A 16,801-nucleotide genomic window follows, 5' to 3' on the forward strand; every position below is an offset into this window, starting at 1 on the left:
ACCGCCGGCGCCAACATGGACATCAGCGTCGCCAAGCGCTTCACCACCGCCGTCGGCGAAGGCATCAGCCTGTTCGCCAGGAAACTGGGCATGAAGCTCTTCGCCAACCAGGGCCCGGTGACGATCCAGGCGCAGAACGACGGCCTGGCAATGCTCGCTCGTCACGGGCTGGACATCGTCAGCACCGAAGACGAAATCCGCATCACCGCCAAACGCAAGATCACCCTCAATGCCGGCGGTACCTGCATCACCCTCGACCCGTACAGCATCGAACTGGGGACCCAGGGCGACTTCACCATCAAGGCCTCGCACTTCGACATGCGCGGGCCGGCGCGCATGCTCGCCACCCACCCGGACTACCCCAAGCTTGAGTCCACCCAGCGCATCAAGGTCCGCATCTCACGCGCCCCCACCGCCCCGCAATCGACCTGGGCGGGCATGCCTTACACCTTGTATGCCGACGGAGCCCCCCTGGAGAGCGGTGTACTGGACAAGACCGGCTTCCTCGCCTTCGACCATCAGGTCATCACCGGGCAGTACCGCCTGGAGCTGGCCAACGGCGTCAGTTACCGGATTCCAGTGCCCGAGGAGTACAGCAACCCGGAGCAGGGGCATCTGGCCAGTCGCGGCCTGCAAAATCACTCGTCTCAGCCAGCTTATCCCGAGGCAGGGCCAGCTTCGCTGCACACCGACCATCGAAATGACTATGCCGCGCTACTGAAGGACATCGCCAAACGAGCAGGAGAGCAATCATGATCCGGCGCGAAATCGTTACCCCACTGTCACTGCAGCACACCCAAGAGGTGATGTGCATCTCGCCCTGGTTTGTATGCAACACCGAATACATCCCGCGCCTGGCGACCTACAAACCGCTGATCAATGGCGAGGAAGCCTTCCGCGAGGTGCATGAAGCCATCGAAAAGGCGACGAAGACGGTGGATATCATCTGCTGGGGCTTCCAGCCGTCGATGTACTTCATTCGCGATGGCAAGTCTCCGAGCATCGGCGAGTTGCTGATGGCCAAGGCGCAGGACAAGGACAACCCGGTGCGTGTGCGAATCCTGGGATGGGAACTGCCCTCCAACTCCACCGGATATGTGGGCGAAGCCAACCTACCGGGCAAATTCCCGTATCTGTGGAACCGCGCAGGGCAGACCGCCACGAATGAACAATACGCCTATGATCGTCAGTGGTTCGTCGACTGTTCCGCAGCAGATGGTCGAGGAGTGAACTGGCCCAGGAATCGTCCCGTGTTCGTCAGTCGAGGCTTCGGCGCCATACAGCGAGCCGAAATCGCTTACCAGGCTGCGCTGCATAGCCTCGACCCGGACCTGAGTGCCGAGACGATCAGCCTCCTCGCGGCTTTGGTTACCCATCACCAGAAGACAGTGATCGTCGACTTTGAACTCCCCGAGCGCGCAGTGGGCTTCGTCATGGGCCATAACATGCTCGATGAATACTGGGACACCGACGCGCACTCTGCCTGGGGTCGTACGCCTTCCGACAAGCCCGCACCCAATCGCGGCCCTCGTGGTCGTCTGCCACGCCAGGATATTTCCAGCCGCGTCACCGGGCCGATACTGCGCGACCTGCACCACAACTTTGCTGAGGCCTGGCGGCGTGAAACAGACGAGGACCTTTTCGCCCAGCGCCAGGCGGCAACCGTCGCCAAACAACTGGCCCCCTGTAAAGAAGACCCGCTACTGATGGCTCAACTCCTGCGTACCCAGGCCCAGGAAGGCCGGCGCGATATCGAGCAGGTTTATCTGCAAGCCATCAATAACGCCACCCAGTTCATCTACATCGAAAACCAGTACTTCCGCTGGCCGCCTCTGGCCGATGCCATCCTCGAGGCCGCCAAGGTGCAGACCAACAACGGCCGCGAGCCCGGCGAGCACGGTGCGCTGCATCTGTTCGTGATCACCAATGACACCAACGATGGCATGGGGTCGGGCACCGTCAACACCCAACGCATGCTCGAGCGCTTGGGGCGCGAGGAAACCATTCCGGAGGTCACCAAGTTGCGCCGCGTCAAACAGGCCGAGGAGCGTGCCGCCGAATTGGAGCCAGCCTGGCACAACCGGCTCGAGCAGAAAGCCCTGGAGGCCGTCACCTCCCTGTCCGACGCACTTGGTGGCACCGCCTTGGGCGACAAAGCCAGGAGCGCACAGGAACAGGCCGAAGAAGCCGCACGGCAACGCGCAGCCGATCTCAAGGCGGAAATCGAACAGATCGAAAAGAACCCCGTCAACCGCCCACCGGAGCGCCCCGGCCTGAAAGTTCACGTCTGCTCGCTGGTGTCCGAGGACTCGCCCGCCGACGCCTGGGTGCCGGTGTACATCCACTCCAAGCTGATGATCGTCGACGACGTCTTCACCACCCACGGCTCGGCCAATATCAACACCCGCAGCATGCAGGTGGACAGCGAAATGAATATCGCCCACGAAAGGGCCGAGATCACCCAGGCCATGCGCCGACGGCTGTGGAATCTACATACCGCAGGGAAGGGCGCGCAGGATGATCCGAAGAAGGCGTTCCAAGAATGGGAGAGGATCATCAAAAACAATAAGGACTTTAAAAGCGATCAGAGGAATGGTGTGCCCGATGCCCCTATCGTCGAGTTCTATTACGACCAAGCCATCCTCAAGGACCTGGATTGATGCGTTGTCTACTGCTCCTCGCCAGCCTGCTGCTCCTCGCCGGCTGTGATGCCGGCAGCGCCGTCACTCCTCCGGAAAAGGAAATCACCGTGGACCCACTACCTCAGATTCGCGCCAACCTGGCTTTCACCTGCAAACACGAAGAGTTCCCCACGCCGACGGCGGACAGCGACCTGCTGTTCCACTATGCCCGCTGGTTGCAGAAGAACAACCAGCTTAAGGAGGACCTGACTGTGGATGTGCAGATCGAGCGGCTCTACCGCATTGCCGCCGAACACGGCCACGCCAAGGCCAATATCAACCTGCAGAACGGCTCCATGCAGGGCAAGTTCCGCGTGCGCAGCGCCGAGCACCTGCGCCTGACTGAAGAGTTGATCAAGGCCAAGGTCGCCACGGGTTACACCATCATCGCCATCTCACTGCAACAGGGGGCGCTGGGGCTGAAGGCAGACAAGGACATGGCCTTGCGGTACTACCGCAAGGCAGCCGATATGGGCAGTCCCGAGGGACAAGCTTATGTAGCTGACAAGTTGGCACCCACCGATAGGGCCCCAGATATTGCCCGACAGATGCGCCGCTGTGCCGCCGAGCAAGGCAACGGATCGGCCGCGAGCGACTTGGGAGTAAATCTTAAAAACAATAAAAGATTTCAGGAGGCTCTAGAGGCATTCCAACTCGGAGTGGCGGCGGGCGACGAAGGCTCGGCTTCCTTTCTGAATAGTGGATTTCGTAATCCCCTGCCTACCGACAGACTGAATTACCTCGGTCAACAGGAAGACCTCGAACGCGCCGACCGCTACGAAAAAATCTGGAGCATCCTCGCGGATTATTCCTACGCCTCTCCCAAAGTCCCCGAAATCAACGACATTCTCCCGCTGCCCCCGGCCAAGTTGCCGCCGTGGGACGGCAAACTGAAATGGCTGGAAGAACGCAAGGCCAATATCCCACCGCCCAAACCCAGCGAAGCGCTGATCCAGCAAATGGCCAAGGACAAACACCTCGACCCGGCCACCGGCCGCCCCACGCCCGAGTCGCCCCACTTCGTCCACCTCCCTTCATACCCCGTCCCGCCCATCTGCGTCAGCGGTGAAGCCTGCCCGCGCGACGGCTACTGGCAGGCCATGGACGTGTCCTTCTCTTGGATCACCGTCAAAGGCAAATCCCTTCAACGCTTCCAGCACGGCGACACCCTGCCGACGCTGGTGCTGGAGCGACGCGAAACCCGCCTGTGGCCGCTGCCGGACAAGGTCACCGTCGGCCCGAAACACGTCAGATGGATACTGCTCGGTGATGCCTAGGTACTGGATGCTGACTGGCTGGGTACTGCTGCTGTCCGCCTGCGACAGCGGCAGTGCATTGCCACTCCCCAAAGCGACCGTTGCGGTGGACCCGCTCCCCCAGATTCGCGCCAACCTGGCCTTCACCTGCAAACACGAAGAATTTCCCAAGCCCACGGCGGACACCGACACTTTGTTCCACTACGCCCGCTGGCTGGAAAAGAACAACCAGCTCAAGCGGGACCCAACGGTATATGCCGAGATCGAGCGGCTGTACCGCGTCGCCGCCGAAAACGGCCATGCCAAGGCCAATATCAACCTGCAGAACGGCAGCATGCGCGGTGACCACTACCACCTCACGGGCGAGGAACATCTGCGATTCAGTCAGCAACTGATAAAAGCCGGTGTAGCCACTGGTTATTACTTCGTGGCTATTTTCCTGAATCAGGGTGCCGCCGGTTTGCGGGAAGATCAGGAAATGGCCCTGCGCTACTACCGCAAGGCCGCCGATGAAGGCAGCGCCAATGCCCAGGCCTATGTGGCCGACAAGTTGGCGCCAAGCGATAGAGCCCCGGATATTGCCCGACAAATGCGCCGTTGTGCGGCCGAACAGGGGCAAGGCAATGCCGCCTCCGATCTTGGCTTCGATTTGAAGAATGAACAGCAGTATCAGAAAGCACTTGAGGCGTTCCAGCTTGGAGTTGTAGCCGGTAATGAAACTTCAGCCTATGCATTGGAACTAAGCTTCCGAAATTCAAGCACATCCCTACGCCAGCCCAAAGATCTTGAGCGCGCCGATCGGTATAAAACTATCTGGCGCATCCTCGCGCGATACTCCTACGCCTCCCCCAAAGTCCCCGAGATCAACGATATCGTCCCGCTGCCGCCAGCCAAGCTGCCGCCGTGGGACGGCAAGCTGCAATGGGTGGAAGAGCGCAAGGCCAATGTCCCGCCGCCCAAACCCAGCGAAGCGCTGATCGAACAACTGGCCAAGGCCAAGCAACTCAACCCCGCCACCGGGCGCCCCCTGCCTGAGTCGCCGAACTTCATGCGCCAGGCCTCCGACCTCACCTGCGAAAGCGATCAGGCTTGTCCGCTGGCGGGTTACTGGGTGGCGCAGAGTTACTGGAGCCAGGAAGTCCGCTACTTCAAACAGGGCGATATCCTGCCTCGCTGCTGGGGCAAGGACTTCGTACCGCGCATCTGGCCACTGCCGGACAAGATGGTGGACCGCGAATGGATCATCAAATGGGGCTATATCGGTGAGGCCTAGGTCCTCTCTGTTCGCGTGGCTGACCGTGGTCCTGCTGGGGTTGTTACTGCTGGGATGCAGCAACAGCCCCCAGCGCGTCGCACTACTGCCTTTGGACCGACTCGCTCAGATCCGTGCCGATTTGGCCTTCACCTGCCGCCATGAACGCTACCCCGAGCCCACGGCGGACACCGACACCCTGTTCCACTACGCCCGCTGGCTGGAAAAGAACAACCAGCTCAAGCGGGACCCGACGGTATATGCCGAGATCGAGCGGCTATACCGCGTCGCCGCCGAAAACGGTCACGCCAAGGCCAATATCAACCTGCAGAACGGCAGCATGCGCGGTGACCACTACCACCTCTCGGGCGAGGAGCATCTGCGATTCAGTCAGCAACTGATAAAAGCCGGTGTAGCCACTGGTTATTACTTCGTGGCTATTTTCCTGAATCAAGGCGCCGCTGGTTTGCGGCAAGACCAGGAAATGGCCCTGCGGTACTACCGCAAGGCGGCCGATGAAGGGAGCGCCAACGCCCAGGCCTATGTGGCTGAGAAGTTGGCGCCAAGCGATAGAGCCCCGGATGTTGCCCGCCAGATGCGTCGTTGTGCCGCCGAACAGGGCAATGGGCCTGCTGCTAGCGACCTCGGAGTAGATCTTAAAAATGAAAAAAGATTTGAGGAGGCTGTAGAGGCTTTCCAACTTGGAGTGGCAGCAGGAGATGAAACTTCCGCAGGTTGGTTGGGTGACGCTTTTCGTAATCCACCGCCTACCGACACTTTGAATTACCTTGGGTTAAAGGAAGACGCCGAACGCGCCGACCGCTACGAAAAAATCTGGAGCATCCTGGCCGACTACTCCTACGCTTCGCCTAAAGTCCCCGAGATCAACGACATAGTGCCGCTGCCGCCGGCCAAGCTGCCGCCGTGGGACGGCAAGCTGCAATGGGTGGAAGAGCGCAAGGCGAATGTCCCGCCGCCCAAACCCAGCGAAGCGCTGATCCAGCAACTGGCCAAGGACAAACACCTCGACTCGGCCACCGGCCGCCCCACGCGCGAGTCGCCCCACTTCGTCCACCTCCCTTCATACCCCGTCCCGCCCATCTGCGTCAGCGGCGAAGCCTGCCCGCGCGACGGCTACTGGCAGGCGATGGACGTGTCCTTCTCCTGGATCACCGTCAAAGGCCAACCCCTTCAGCGCTTCCAGCAAGGCGACACCCTGCCGACGCTGGTGCTGGAGCGACGCGAAACCCGCCTGTGGCCGCTGCCGGACAAGATCACCGTTGGCCCCAAGCACCTCAGGTGGGACAATACGCGGCGTTACCTGGCTGCTGGATGGTGGGGTACTGCTGCTATCCATCTGTAACAGTGGCACTGGGTCCGCGGGAACCACGGGTGGCCGGGCAGGGCGGTTTTCCGTACCATTGCCGCCCCTTCGAAGTCCCCGTTCCGAGTAGAAAAATGAAACCCGCCCGCTTGCGTGCCGATGTCCTGGCCGGACTCACCACGTCCTTCGCGCTGGTGCCCGAGTGCATCGCCTTTGCCCTGGTCGCCCACCTCAATCCGCTGATGGGCCTCTATGGCGCCTTCATCCTCTGCACCCTGACCGCGCTGTTCGGCGGCCGTCCCGGCATGGTGTCCGGTGCTGCCGGCTCGATGGCGGTGGTGATCGTTGCGCTGGTGGTGCAGCACGGTGTGCAGTACCTGTTGGCCACGGTGCTGCTGGGCGGGGTGGTGATGATGCTGTTCGGCCTGTTGCGCCTCGGCAAGCTGGTGCGGATGGTGCCGCACCCGGTGATGCTGGGTTTCGTCAACGGCCTGGCCATCGTCATCGCCATGGCTCAGCTCGAACACTTCAAGGACGGCGAGCACTGGCTCAGTGGCAACCCGCTGTACGTGATGGTGGGATTGGTGGCGCTGACCATGGCGGTGGTCTACGGGCTGCCGAAGCTGACCCGTGCGGTGCCGCCGGCGCTAGTGGCGATCCTCGGCGTCGGCCTCGCGGTGTACCTGCTCGGCCTGCCGACGCGCACCCTGGGCGATATGGCGCATATCGCCGGCGGCTTGCCGCCGTTCGCGCTGCCGGACATTCCCTGGAACCTGGAAACCCTGCGGATCATCGCGCCCTACGCCTTCCTCATGGCCATGGTCGGCATCCTGGAAACCCTGCTGACGCTCAACCTCACCGACGAGATCACCGAGACCCGTGGATTCCCGGACCGCGAGTGCGTGGCGCTGGGTGGTGCCAACATCGTCTCCGGGCTGTTCGGCGGCATGGGCGGCTGCGCGATGATCGGGCAGACGGTGATCAACCTCAGCTCCGGCGGCCGGGGGCGGCTCTCCGGCGTGGTCGCCGGGGTGATGATCCTGCTCTTTGTGCTGTTCCTCTCGCCGCTGATCGAGCGCATCCCGCTGGCGGCGCTGGTGGGGGTGATGTTCGTGGTGTCGCAGCAGACCTTCGCCTGGGCTTCGCTGCGGGTGCTGAACAAGGTGCCGCTGAGCGATGTGCTGGTGATCATCGCGGTGACCGCCATCACGGTCGCCACCGATCTGGCCACGGCGGTGTTCTGCGGCATCATCCTGGCGGCGCTGGACTTCGCCTGGAAGCATGCTCGCGAACTGTATGCGGACATCCATGACGAAGCTGACGGCAGCAAGCTGTACCGTGTGCATGGCACGCTGTTCTTCGCTTCCACCACGCCGTTTCTCAATCAGTTCGACCCGGCGAACGATCCGCTGCAGGTGACCCTGGACTGCGCGCACCTGAGCTTCGTCGACTACTCGGCCATCGCCGCGCTGATGACCCTGCGCGAGCGCTACAGCAAAGCCGGTAAGCATCTGCGCGTGGTGCATCTGTCCGAGCGTTGCAAGCAGTTGCTCAAGCGGGCGGGGATGCAGCACGCCTGAGCCTCGGCGCCCCCAGCGCAGCGTAGGGCGAATAACCTGGATCAGGTGATCCGCCGGCTGTCATCCGGCGGATAACGCTGGCGCGTCATGCGCCCTACGGAGCTGACTCTGGCGCCTTGACCTGTCGGAGCGATGCCCATCATTTCGTAGGCGGCGCTGACCGCATGGGTATCGCTGCGCTCCACCCATCCTGCTGTGCGTTCAGGCTTTGCCAGACGCCTTCCAGTGAATCGGCGTCCAGCAGCAACTGTCGGGCGGCACAGCGAATGCGCCGGGCCTGTTCTTCGGTTACGTTGCAGGAGCCCAGTTCGCGCAGCAGTTCGGCGGCAACTTCGTTGTTGAAGGAGCTGGTACGTACGGCGCGCAGGATACGGCTGTCGGCGTGTTGCATGAGGTTCTCCCGGGGAAACGAAAAAGCGGCGCAGCGCCCGGAGGCGCTGCGCCGGTCGATGCCTGAGGCTCAGAATTTCACCTTGATGCCAAGGATGCCTTCGTAGCTGCGGCCTTCACCATCGAAGGACTTCTGATATCCCAGCGATCCGGTGACGCTGGTCCGCTCGTTGAGCTGGTAGTCCACGCCCAGGTTCAGTTCGCCCCAGGTGCCATCCATGTCGGTGCCGAAGGGGATGTAGCCGTTGGCCGAGGAGAACTCGGTCTTGGCCTTGCCCTTGAACTCGTGCCAGACGCTCGGCCGGACCCAGGCGTTGGTGCGGTGGATGCGTCCCTGGTCGTCTTCGCGGAACCAGTCCTTGTCGAGCCGCACGCCGAGCCGGCCGGTGAGGGAGTCGACATCCTCGAAACGCACACCGGATGCGTCGTCGTGGCTGTCATCGAGCTTCAGCTTGCTGACGATCAACTGGGCCTGCGGCTCCAGGTGCAGGGTCTTGTCACGGTTGACCTTGAACGGATAGCCGGCCTCGAGCGAGGCGGTGACGCCGTGGCCACGGGTTTTCATCGATCCGGCGTCGTTGCCGCGGGCCTGCAGGTCGAAGCGGTTGAATTGCAGCACGCCATCGAGGTACCAGCCTTTGGGGCCGAAGTGTGTCCAGTAGCCACCGATTCCATAGGAGCGCAGGGTGTCGTCGCCGGCGTCCTGGCCATCGGTATGGTCGACGCTGCCCTTGATGCGCCCGGCCTGCAGCGAAAGACCGGCCTGGTCGGTGCTGCCGTCGGTGTCTTCGTTGCGGTAGAGATCGGCGCCGACCTGGAAGGCCTGGATGCGGTAGTCGTAGTCGGCGCCGCTGGACAGGCTGTCCTTGCCTTTCTGGTGGATCAGCCGGCCCCAGCCCAGGGAGGGGCCGTAGGTGTCGGTTTCTTCGCTGGGCAGCGGGTCGGTGGCATTGCGCCGCTCCTCGCCAACGCGCTCATGCAGGGTGTCGACCAGGGCACGGCTGTAGTTCAGCGCCATGGCGGGGAGCGCGCTGTACAGCGAGGTTTCGGCCCGGTAGTTGGGGACCTGCGGCGTCGGTGCCGGAGCGGTCGGCGTGACAGGGGCGAGAGGAGCGACCGGATTGCTCGGGTCGACAGGCGCGACGGGACCAACCGGATCAACCGGATCAACCGGATCAACCGGGCGGCCGGGATCGACAGGATCGACAGGGCTGACCGGATTCACCGGAGTTGCGTCCTTCGTCGAACGCAGGTACCAGGCCTCGCCGTTGCTGTCATCGAGGCTCGAGCGGTGCAGGGTGTACTCGTACGGACCGGCCTTGACCCGGTTGAGCAGCCGGAAGGCGTCGGCCTCAGTGGTGCCGCCATTCACCGCGTCCACAACCTTGATGCCGCTACCCTCGGTCAGCGCTCCGGGGCCGCCGGCATTCTTGATCCGCAGATTGCTGTCGCCAGTGGCCTTGCCGCCGTCGATCACCAGTTGATCGGAAGGCGAGTCGTCCTTGTAGAGGTAGGTATTCAGCGCGAGGGTGCCGTTGTCGCCGTGGTAGTCATTGACGCTCAGCCGCTTGTAGCCGCCCTCGGCACTGAAGTCGATCAGGCTGGCGTCGTTGCGCAGCACGCTCAGGTTCGAATCACCGGTGAGTTGCCAGAGGCTGGTGTCGCGAAGGGTGACGTCCGAGTGGCTGCCGGCGGCGGTCTTCGCCGTGCCGCTGACCAGCGAGGTCGAGAGGTCGAGGCGAGCGTTGCCAACGGCATCTTCGCTACGGCCGAGGCCTTGCCACTGGCCGGTACCCATGTCGGGGCTGGCGCTGCCGTCACTGGCCACAGAACGGTCGACATTCAGCCATTGGCCGCTGCCCCCGGCCAGGCTGTGGCTGAGGGCGATGTCGGCGACGCCGGCCGTGGCAAGGGTGGCGCCATCACGGTTGGAGAGGGTGGCGTGGTCCATGCTCACCTGGCCTGGAAGTGTTTCGGTTCCCTGCACATAGAGCGCTGCGGATTGCGCACCTTGTGCCGCCACCACGACGGATTCGGCATCGACGCTGCCACCCTGGCGCGCCACCACGCCATGGCCGAAGTCGCCCTGGGTATTCACGCTAACGCCATCCAGGCGGGCGGTGGCGGTGTTGTTGGCGAACACGCCCACAGCCTGTTCGCCCTGGGTGCTGACGGTGCTGTTGGTCGCGCTCAGTGCGCCGCCGGATTCGGCGCGCAGGCCGTGTGAGGCGATGCCCTGAGTGGCGATACTGCTGTCGCTCAGGTCCAGTGTGGCGGTTTCGTCCTTGTACTGGCGGCTGACCAGGGCGCCGGCGGCGTGGTCGCCTGTGGTCTGTACGGTGACGTGGCTGGCGGAGAGTCCGACGGCACCCGGCTTGGCCGAGCCGATGCCGGCGTAGAGGCCAACCGAGTATTCACCCTCGGTCTTCACACTGAGGTTGCCCAGGATCATGCTGCCGCCGTCGTCCACGGCGGCGCCGTAGGCCTGGGAGCCTTGCGTCAGCACGCTGGTGCCGTCGGCTACCAGCAGGGCGCCGGGATTGCGCGCTGCCAGGCCGTGGGGAAAGGTGAGGTTGCCCGCAGTTGGCGAGCCGTTGCCGGTGGTGGTGACCGAGCCGCCATGAACGATCACCGTGGCGCCCAGGTCGGCGACTATGCCCATGGCGTTGTCGTTGCCGTGGGTGGTGACGGTCAGGTTGCTGGCAGTGAGGGTCGAGCCCGGTACGGTGGTGGCAGCACTGCCGGCGGCCAGTGCGGTGGAGTAGTTGCCATGGGTGGTGATGCTGCCGTTGGCCAGGTTCGCGTCGGCGCCATCGCGAACCTGCACGCCGTAGCTGGTCTTGGGCGTGGTAAGCACGTCGCTGCCGGTCATCTGCAGGCTGGAGCCGGTGCCTTCCACCAGCACGCCGGGCGACCAGGGGCCGACGGCGCCGACGGGGGCGTCGACGGCAATGCTGCTGGCATCGACCGTGGCGCTGGCCCCGCCAGTGATGTTGAGACCGATGGAACGGTTGCCGTCGACGCTGACCGTAGAGTGACTGAGGAGGCCACTGGAGCCGGCGCCTTCGAGGGACACGCCGTGTCCGTAAGTCAGGCCGTGCACCTGCAGTGTGGCGTGGTCCAGCGCCACGCTGCCTCCGCCCATGGCGCGCGCGCCGGCGGCTGGGCTGGCGACACTACCGGTGCCGCTCACACTGGCGCTGGAGTGGTTCAGGGAAACATGGCTGCCGTTGCCTTCGGCGCGAGCGCCGCCGACGTTGGTGCCGGTTACGGCGAGGGCGGAATTGGAAAGCTCGATCTGGCTGCCGGACAAGGCATGCAGGGCGGCCGTCGTGGTTGTGCTGGTGGCGCTGCCGCTGGCGCTGATGTCGGCCGCGTCAAGCTTGATTCGTGCGCCGTCCTCGCTACGCGCAGCGCTGGCGCTGCCGGCGGCGATGTCGAGGGTCAGCCCTTGGGCATCAATGAGGGTGCCGCTGCCGCCGGCCAGCAGGCCGTGGCTGAGGCTCAGGGCCTTTTCGCCATCCACCGGGCTGGTGGCGGAGACCGCCGCACCGCTGGTGTGAACACGAGTGTCGCCGGTCAGGCTCACCTGCGCGCCGTTGCGAGCCCAGACACCGACCGAGCCCTTGCCGGAGGTCGTGATGGTGCCGCCGTCGATGTCGACGGTCGCATCGTCGACCAGCACGCCATGGCCGTTGCCGCCGGCGGTGGTCACGGCACTGTTGGTCAGTGTCGTCGAGGAGTCGCTGTCGATACGCAGGCCGTAGGCCGAGCCGCCGTTGGTATCCACGCGGATGCCGTCGGCAGACAGCGAGCTGCCCCCACTCACCTGTACACCATGGGCACCACCGGTGGTGGTACTGCGGGCGCCGGAGGTGGTGATGGCAACGTTGTCCAGTCGGGCCTGGGCGACGTTCTCCAGCGCAATGCCGGTCGCTCCCCAGGACGTTGTGCTGACGGAACCGCCGTGCATGTCCAGTTGACCCTGGCTGACGAGGCCGCGGTTGTTGTTGCCCTTGGCGCCGCCACCGACCAGGACCTGGGTGTCGGTCAGGTGTGCCGCGCCGTTGGCGTCCACCCGCAAGCCGGTGAGGTCGTTGGTCGTGATGGCGACGCTGGCGGCAGTTTTCGGGTCGAGGACGATGCTGCTGCCGCTGAGCGTCAGGGTGTCGCCCGAGGAGACCCGTGCGCCGGTCTGGCCTTTGGCCGTGGCTGCGGTAACGGCGCTGGTCTCGATGCGGCCCTGGTTGAAGCTGACATTGCCGCTGGTCTTGATGCCGAAGCTGTCACTGGCGCTCAGTTTCACAGTGGTTTCGGCCAGGGAACCGGTGATGACGCCAACGCCACCGGCCAGCGTCACATTGATCGGTGGCGGCGCGCCGAGCAGGGCGCGACTGGCGTAGACCGTCGGTGCCTCGCGGGCGGCCTCCAGGGCGAGGTCGAGGTAGGACGGCAACGCGGGCTCGATGACTACGCCGGCCTCGGAGGGCTGGTTGAGGTCGTCGGTGTCGGCCTCGGTGACGCTGTCCTCGGCTTCGGCTTCGATCACCCGTAGGCTGAACAGACTGGCGAGGACGAGGCTGATAGCCTGGGCCAGACGGGATCGGCGCAGCTGCGCCAGGGCAGAATCGGTCGTGACGGTCGATGGGTAGCGGGGGGTGGATTTCATGGTGCAACTCCATAGCGGGACTATGGAGCGAGCATCGGGTCAGCGTCGGGGCGCTCCCATCGTGGGCGCCTGATTGCTCTGTAGTGGTTGCACTAGAAGCGGGCGTTTCCCTTGGGGAGCTTGAGTTGGATCAAGGCGGCGATGTCCGATTCGGCATCGCCATCCAGCAGTAGTTCGCCATGCAGCAGGCGACAAAGGCGGTGTGCCAGATGAATTCGCGCCTGGTCGGCCATCCCCGTCAGTGGTAGCTGTAGGGGGGTGCCATGGTTGCTGCGGATAGTCAGTCGCCACTCGACTTCGGCACCGGGCAGGGAGGTGCCGTGGGCGCTGACTTTCAGGTCTTGCAGGCCTGCCTTGTGCAACGCGCGCAGCAACACCACCAGCAGGCGCTGGTAGCGCCCCCGGTCGATCCAGGCCCAAAGGGCCTCCGTGTCGGGCTCGAATGGCTGCTGCGGCTCGCTGGCTTGCAGGGCGTCCTGGGTCAGGCGGTTGAGCTCCTCCGGGCGAGGCATCATCAACGGGGTGCCCCGGTCGAGTTCGATCAGCTCCATCAGTACTTCGAGCTTGTCGCGCATTTTCTCCAGGTGCTGGGGCACCTCTCCCAGTTTGGGGTCGTTGGCGTGATCCATTCGGAGTGCGCCGACCAGATTGGCGACAGCCTTCAGCTCCTGCAGCAGGTCACGGCCTGAAGAAAGGAGGAACGCCGCCCGGCTGACGAACAGCGACTCCAGGTAGATCCTGGCCTCCTGCAGGCGCTCCACCAGTTGTTCACTTTCGGTGACGTTCACGTAGTAGCAGAGCACACCGAGCATTGAGCCGGAGTCCTCGCGTATCGGCACTCCGATCAGCCGATAGGTTCGCGCTTCTCCTTCGATCTCACCGGAAACCACCAGGGAAAATGGCACGCCTAGGGCTGCGCCTTCGAGAAATTCGCGCTGGTACCGGGCCAGCTGCTTCGGGTCGACGATGGCCACCTGGGAAATCGACAAGCCGATCAGCGCGGCCTTGCTCCGGCCGTGCTGCTCAGCGTAGGACTGGTTGCAGGTCAGCAGTACGCCATCGATGCTCCACAGGCTGGCGGCATTGGGCAGCAGGCCGAGCAGCTGCTCGATGCCCTCCACCTTGCTCATTCCGTGCAGGGGGCGTTGGGCGAGTTGGAGGACCTGCTGGTCGCTCAGCAGGCCACGGACCTGTGCAGTGGCAATCAGGTCGATCAGTGAGTCGGTGTGGGTCTTCTCCAGCAGGCGGGTCTTGTAGGTGCTCACCGTGCGGTCGCTGATCGCCAGTTCGTCGGCAATGTCCTTGATCCGGTAACCCTGAGCCAGGTACTGCAGCACGGTCAGTTCGCGCGGTGTGATGACTTCCCCCGGAGCAAGATCGGCGGCTGAAGCACTGCTCTGGCGTGCCGGAAAGACCTTGCGACCGCTGAGCACCAGTTTCACCGCGTCGTCCAGTTCAGCGGGCTGGTCGCCCTTGTGCACATAGCCACTCGCACCGGCCTGCTGGCTGAGTTCGTGGTAGTGCGCGCCTGAACGCTGGGTGAACACCAGTGCCTTCTGCCGCGTCTTGCCGCTGCGCAGGCGTTGCAGCAGCTCCAGGCCGCCCAGGCGTGGCAGGTCCAGATCGAGCAGCAACAGATCCGGGTGCAGACGTTGCACCAGGGCCAGGGCCTCGCGGCCGTCACCGGTTTCGCCGACGACTTCGTGGCCGGCTTGCGTCAGGCGCTGGCGTAATGCCTCGCGGACGAAGGGCTGTGGGTCGGCGACGACGATGCGGCTCATCCGTGGCTTCCTGCGGGTCGTTTCTCGCAGAGAAGGGTAGCCCAGCTCAGCGACTGCACAGGAGCGGGGCGAACAGAAGGGCGGCGAGGTACAGGCCAAGGCCGAACACCAGGTGCGTGAGCAAACTGTGCAGGCGAGTCTTTGCAGGGTTGGCGCTGTTCGCGGCGGCGATACCCAGGCCGAACGCCGGTTGCATGACGAAGAAGGGAAGCACCACGGTGGCCAGGCCGAACAACAGGGCGGGCGCCGGCGTAGGGTGGCAACGCCAAGGGGCATCGACGGCGACCAGTGCCAGTGCGAACAGCAGGCCGGTCAGGTAGTGGACGAGCCAGCCCAGCGCGCGCTCGCCGGCGACAGGGGCTGCCTTGCCGATGGGTGCATGACGAAACTGCCCGCGCGGCATGTGGCCGATCCAGCGCCCGAGCAGGGCGTAATCCAGTGAGGGAACGCCGAGCAGGTGCTTGCGCAGGACGGTCCAGCCATCCATCAGCAGGGTGGCGCCAATGCCGATGCCGGCGATGTGCAGCAGAAGCGTGAGGGAGTGGGGCATGGCTGTTTCCTTCGGGTAGTCGATGGAAGCAGCATCCCGGTTCAAGTGGGCTTGAGGTCAAGCACCCCGTGCCTGCCGTTCGCTCAACGCGGAGCCGAGCACATAGAACACCCCGCCGCCGATGATGAACGCGCCGAGCATGACGAATACCCAGTGCGGCGCGAACAGTGCCAGGAAACAGCCCACCAGGATCGGCCCGAAGGCACCGCCGAGATTGGCCAGGTTCTGCGTGCCGTAGTACACGCCGCGCAGGTGCGGCGGCGCGATGCGGTCGATGAACATGTACTCGGCGGGGATCACGATGATTTCGCCCAGGGTGAACACCACCATCGCCAGCCCCCAGTGCCAGAGGCTGTGGGACAGGCCGAAACCGACGATGCCGAGCACGAACAGTCCCAGGCCGACGATCAGCCAGCGCTGCAGGTGCTCATTGCCGATGCGCTTGCCCAGCAGGTACTGCAGGGCGATCACGGTCACGGCGTTGACCCCCAGCAGGGTCTGGATCACCTGGTAGGCGTACTCCGCGGTGCCGGTGGCCACCAGGTACTGCGACAGGTAGGCGGAGAACTGGCCGAACACCACGGCGGTGAGCACGCCACCGAGGGTGAAGTACATCAGCCGATGGTCCTTCGCCAGCACGCCGATCACGGCGATGAACGACGGTGGCGCGACACCTTCCGCCGGGCGCATGTCCCGGTCCCCGTAACGCAGGAAGGCCAGCAGGAACAGGCCACCCAGCACTGCGGATACCACAAAGGGCACGTGGGCGTGCCACTGCGCCAGGGCTGCGCCGATGAAGGGGCCAATGGCATAGGCGAGGTTGATCAGGGTATAGCGGATGGAGAAGGCGCGGCCCTGTTCGCCGGCCGGCAGCAGGCGTCCGAAGATGGTCTTCACCACCACGTCGGTGACCGAATAGGCGAAGTTGAAACCCAGCAGGAACAGGAAGAACAGCCACAGCTGGGTGGTCAGCAGCATGCCGGCGAAGGCGGCGACGAAGCAGGTGCCGAAGCCGAGGATCAGTCGGAAGCCGGGCATCCGGTCGATCAGGAAGCCGCCGTAGAGGCTGAGCAGCGAACCGCCGAACAGGGCGCCGCCCATGATCAGGCCGATGCGGCTGACGGGCAGGTCGAACTGGGTCGAGAGGTAGATCACCAGGTAGGGCAGGGTAATGGCGCGGCCCAGGGTGAGCAGGAAGGTACCGCAGAGCAGCAGGTTGACCTGTAGCGGGTAACGCTTGAGCGCGGCGAGCATTCCTTGCCTCGGCTGTCGATGGGAGCGGGTAGGCTCCCGATCCTATCAGCACCAGCTTGGTGCA

11 protein-coding genes are annotated in these 16,801 nt (G+C 64.1%); 6 read left to right on the top strand and 5 right to left on the bottom strand.

The features are described from left to right. From FAS41_RS26985 to FAS41_RS27010, 6 genes are all read left to right on the top strand, one after another. Window positions 1–756, top strand: a 756-nt coding sequence (locus FAS41_RS26985) for a DUF2345 domain-containing protein (protein WP_138526414.1), incomplete at its 5' end; no start/stop codon positions are given. After that, entirely contained in the window at window positions 753–2,660 is a 1,908-nt protein-coding gene (locus tag FAS41_RS26990; protein WP_138526415.1) for a phospholipase D-like domain-containing protein, read from the top strand. The genes FAS41_RS26985 and FAS41_RS26990, both read left to right, overlap by 4 nt. Continuing rightward, window positions 2,660–3,958 (top strand): SEL1-like repeat protein, encoded by a 1,299-nt coding sequence (locus FAS41_RS26995; RefSeq protein ID WP_138526416.1) that lies wholly within the window; start codon window positions 2,660–2,662, stop codon window positions 3,956–3,958. Before FAS41_RS26990 ends, FAS41_RS26995 begins: the two co-directional genes overlap by 1 nt. Before the next feature lie 7 nt (window positions 3,959–3,965). Further along, window positions 3,966–5,210 (top strand): SEL1-like repeat protein, encoded by a 1,245-nt coding sequence (locus tag FAS41_RS27000; RefSeq protein WP_246084947.1) that lies wholly within the window; start codon window positions 3,966–3,968, stop codon window positions 5,208–5,210. 25 nt (window positions 5,211–5,235) lie between these two features. Then, entirely contained in the window at window positions 5,236–6,552 is a 1,317-nt protein-coding gene (locus FAS41_RS27005; RefSeq protein WP_425049047.1) for an SEL1-like repeat protein, read from the top strand. 95 nt (window positions 6,553–6,647) lie between these two features. Then, window positions 6,648–8,093 carry a SulP family inorganic anion transporter gene (locus FAS41_RS27010; RefSeq protein ID WP_138526417.1) on the top strand — a complete coding sequence of 482 codons (1,446 nt, stop codon included), beginning with the start codon at window positions 6,648–6,650 and terminating at the stop codon, window positions 8,091–8,093. Window positions 8,094–8,232: 139 nt separating this feature from the next. On the opposite strand, the gene FAS41_RS27015 is transcribed toward FAS41_RS27010, so the two are convergent. The 5 genes from FAS41_RS27015 to FAS41_RS27035 all read right to left on the bottom strand — a co-directional run bounded on the left by FAS41_RS27015 (window position 8,233) and on the right by FAS41_RS27035 (window position 16,737). Continuing rightward, window positions 8,233–8,484, bottom strand: coding sequence for a hypothetical protein (locus FAS41_RS27015; protein ID WP_138526418.1), 252 nt, complete (start codon window positions 8,482–8,484; stop codon window positions 8,233–8,235). A gap of 69 nt (window positions 8,485–8,553) precedes the next feature. After that, the gene (locus tag FAS41_RS27020) at window positions 8,554–13,152 is read right to left on the bottom strand and encodes an autotransporter outer membrane beta-barrel domain-containing protein (protein ID WP_138526419.1); all 4,599 of its coding nucleotides are present in this window, start codon (window positions 13,150–13,152) and stop codon (window positions 8,554–8,556) included. 92 nt (window positions 13,153–13,244) lie between these two features. Next, window positions 13,245–14,933, bottom strand: coding sequence for a response regulator (locus FAS41_RS27025; protein ID WP_138526420.1), 1,689 nt, complete (start codon window positions 14,931–14,933; stop codon window positions 13,245–13,247). A gap of 46 nt (window positions 14,934–14,979) precedes the next feature. Continuing rightward, window positions 14,980–15,483, bottom strand: coding sequence for a DUF2938 domain-containing protein (locus FAS41_RS27030; RefSeq protein ID WP_138526421.1), 504 nt, complete (start codon window positions 15,481–15,483; stop codon window positions 14,980–14,982). A 57-nt stretch (window positions 15,484–15,540) separates the two neighbouring features. Continuing rightward, the gene (locus FAS41_RS27035; RefSeq protein WP_138526422.1) at window positions 15,541–16,737 is read right to left on the bottom strand and encodes an MFS transporter; all 1,197 of its coding nucleotides are present in this window, start codon (window positions 16,735–16,737) and stop codon (window positions 15,541–15,543) included. Between the last annotated feature and the right edge of the window lie 64 nt (window positions 16,738–16,801).

The organism is Pseudomonas nicosulfuronedens, from assembly GCF_005877905.1.
Classification (GTDB): domain Bacteria; phylum Pseudomonadota; class Gammaproteobacteria; order Pseudomonadales; family Pseudomonadaceae; genus Pseudomonas; species Pseudomonas nicosulfuronedens.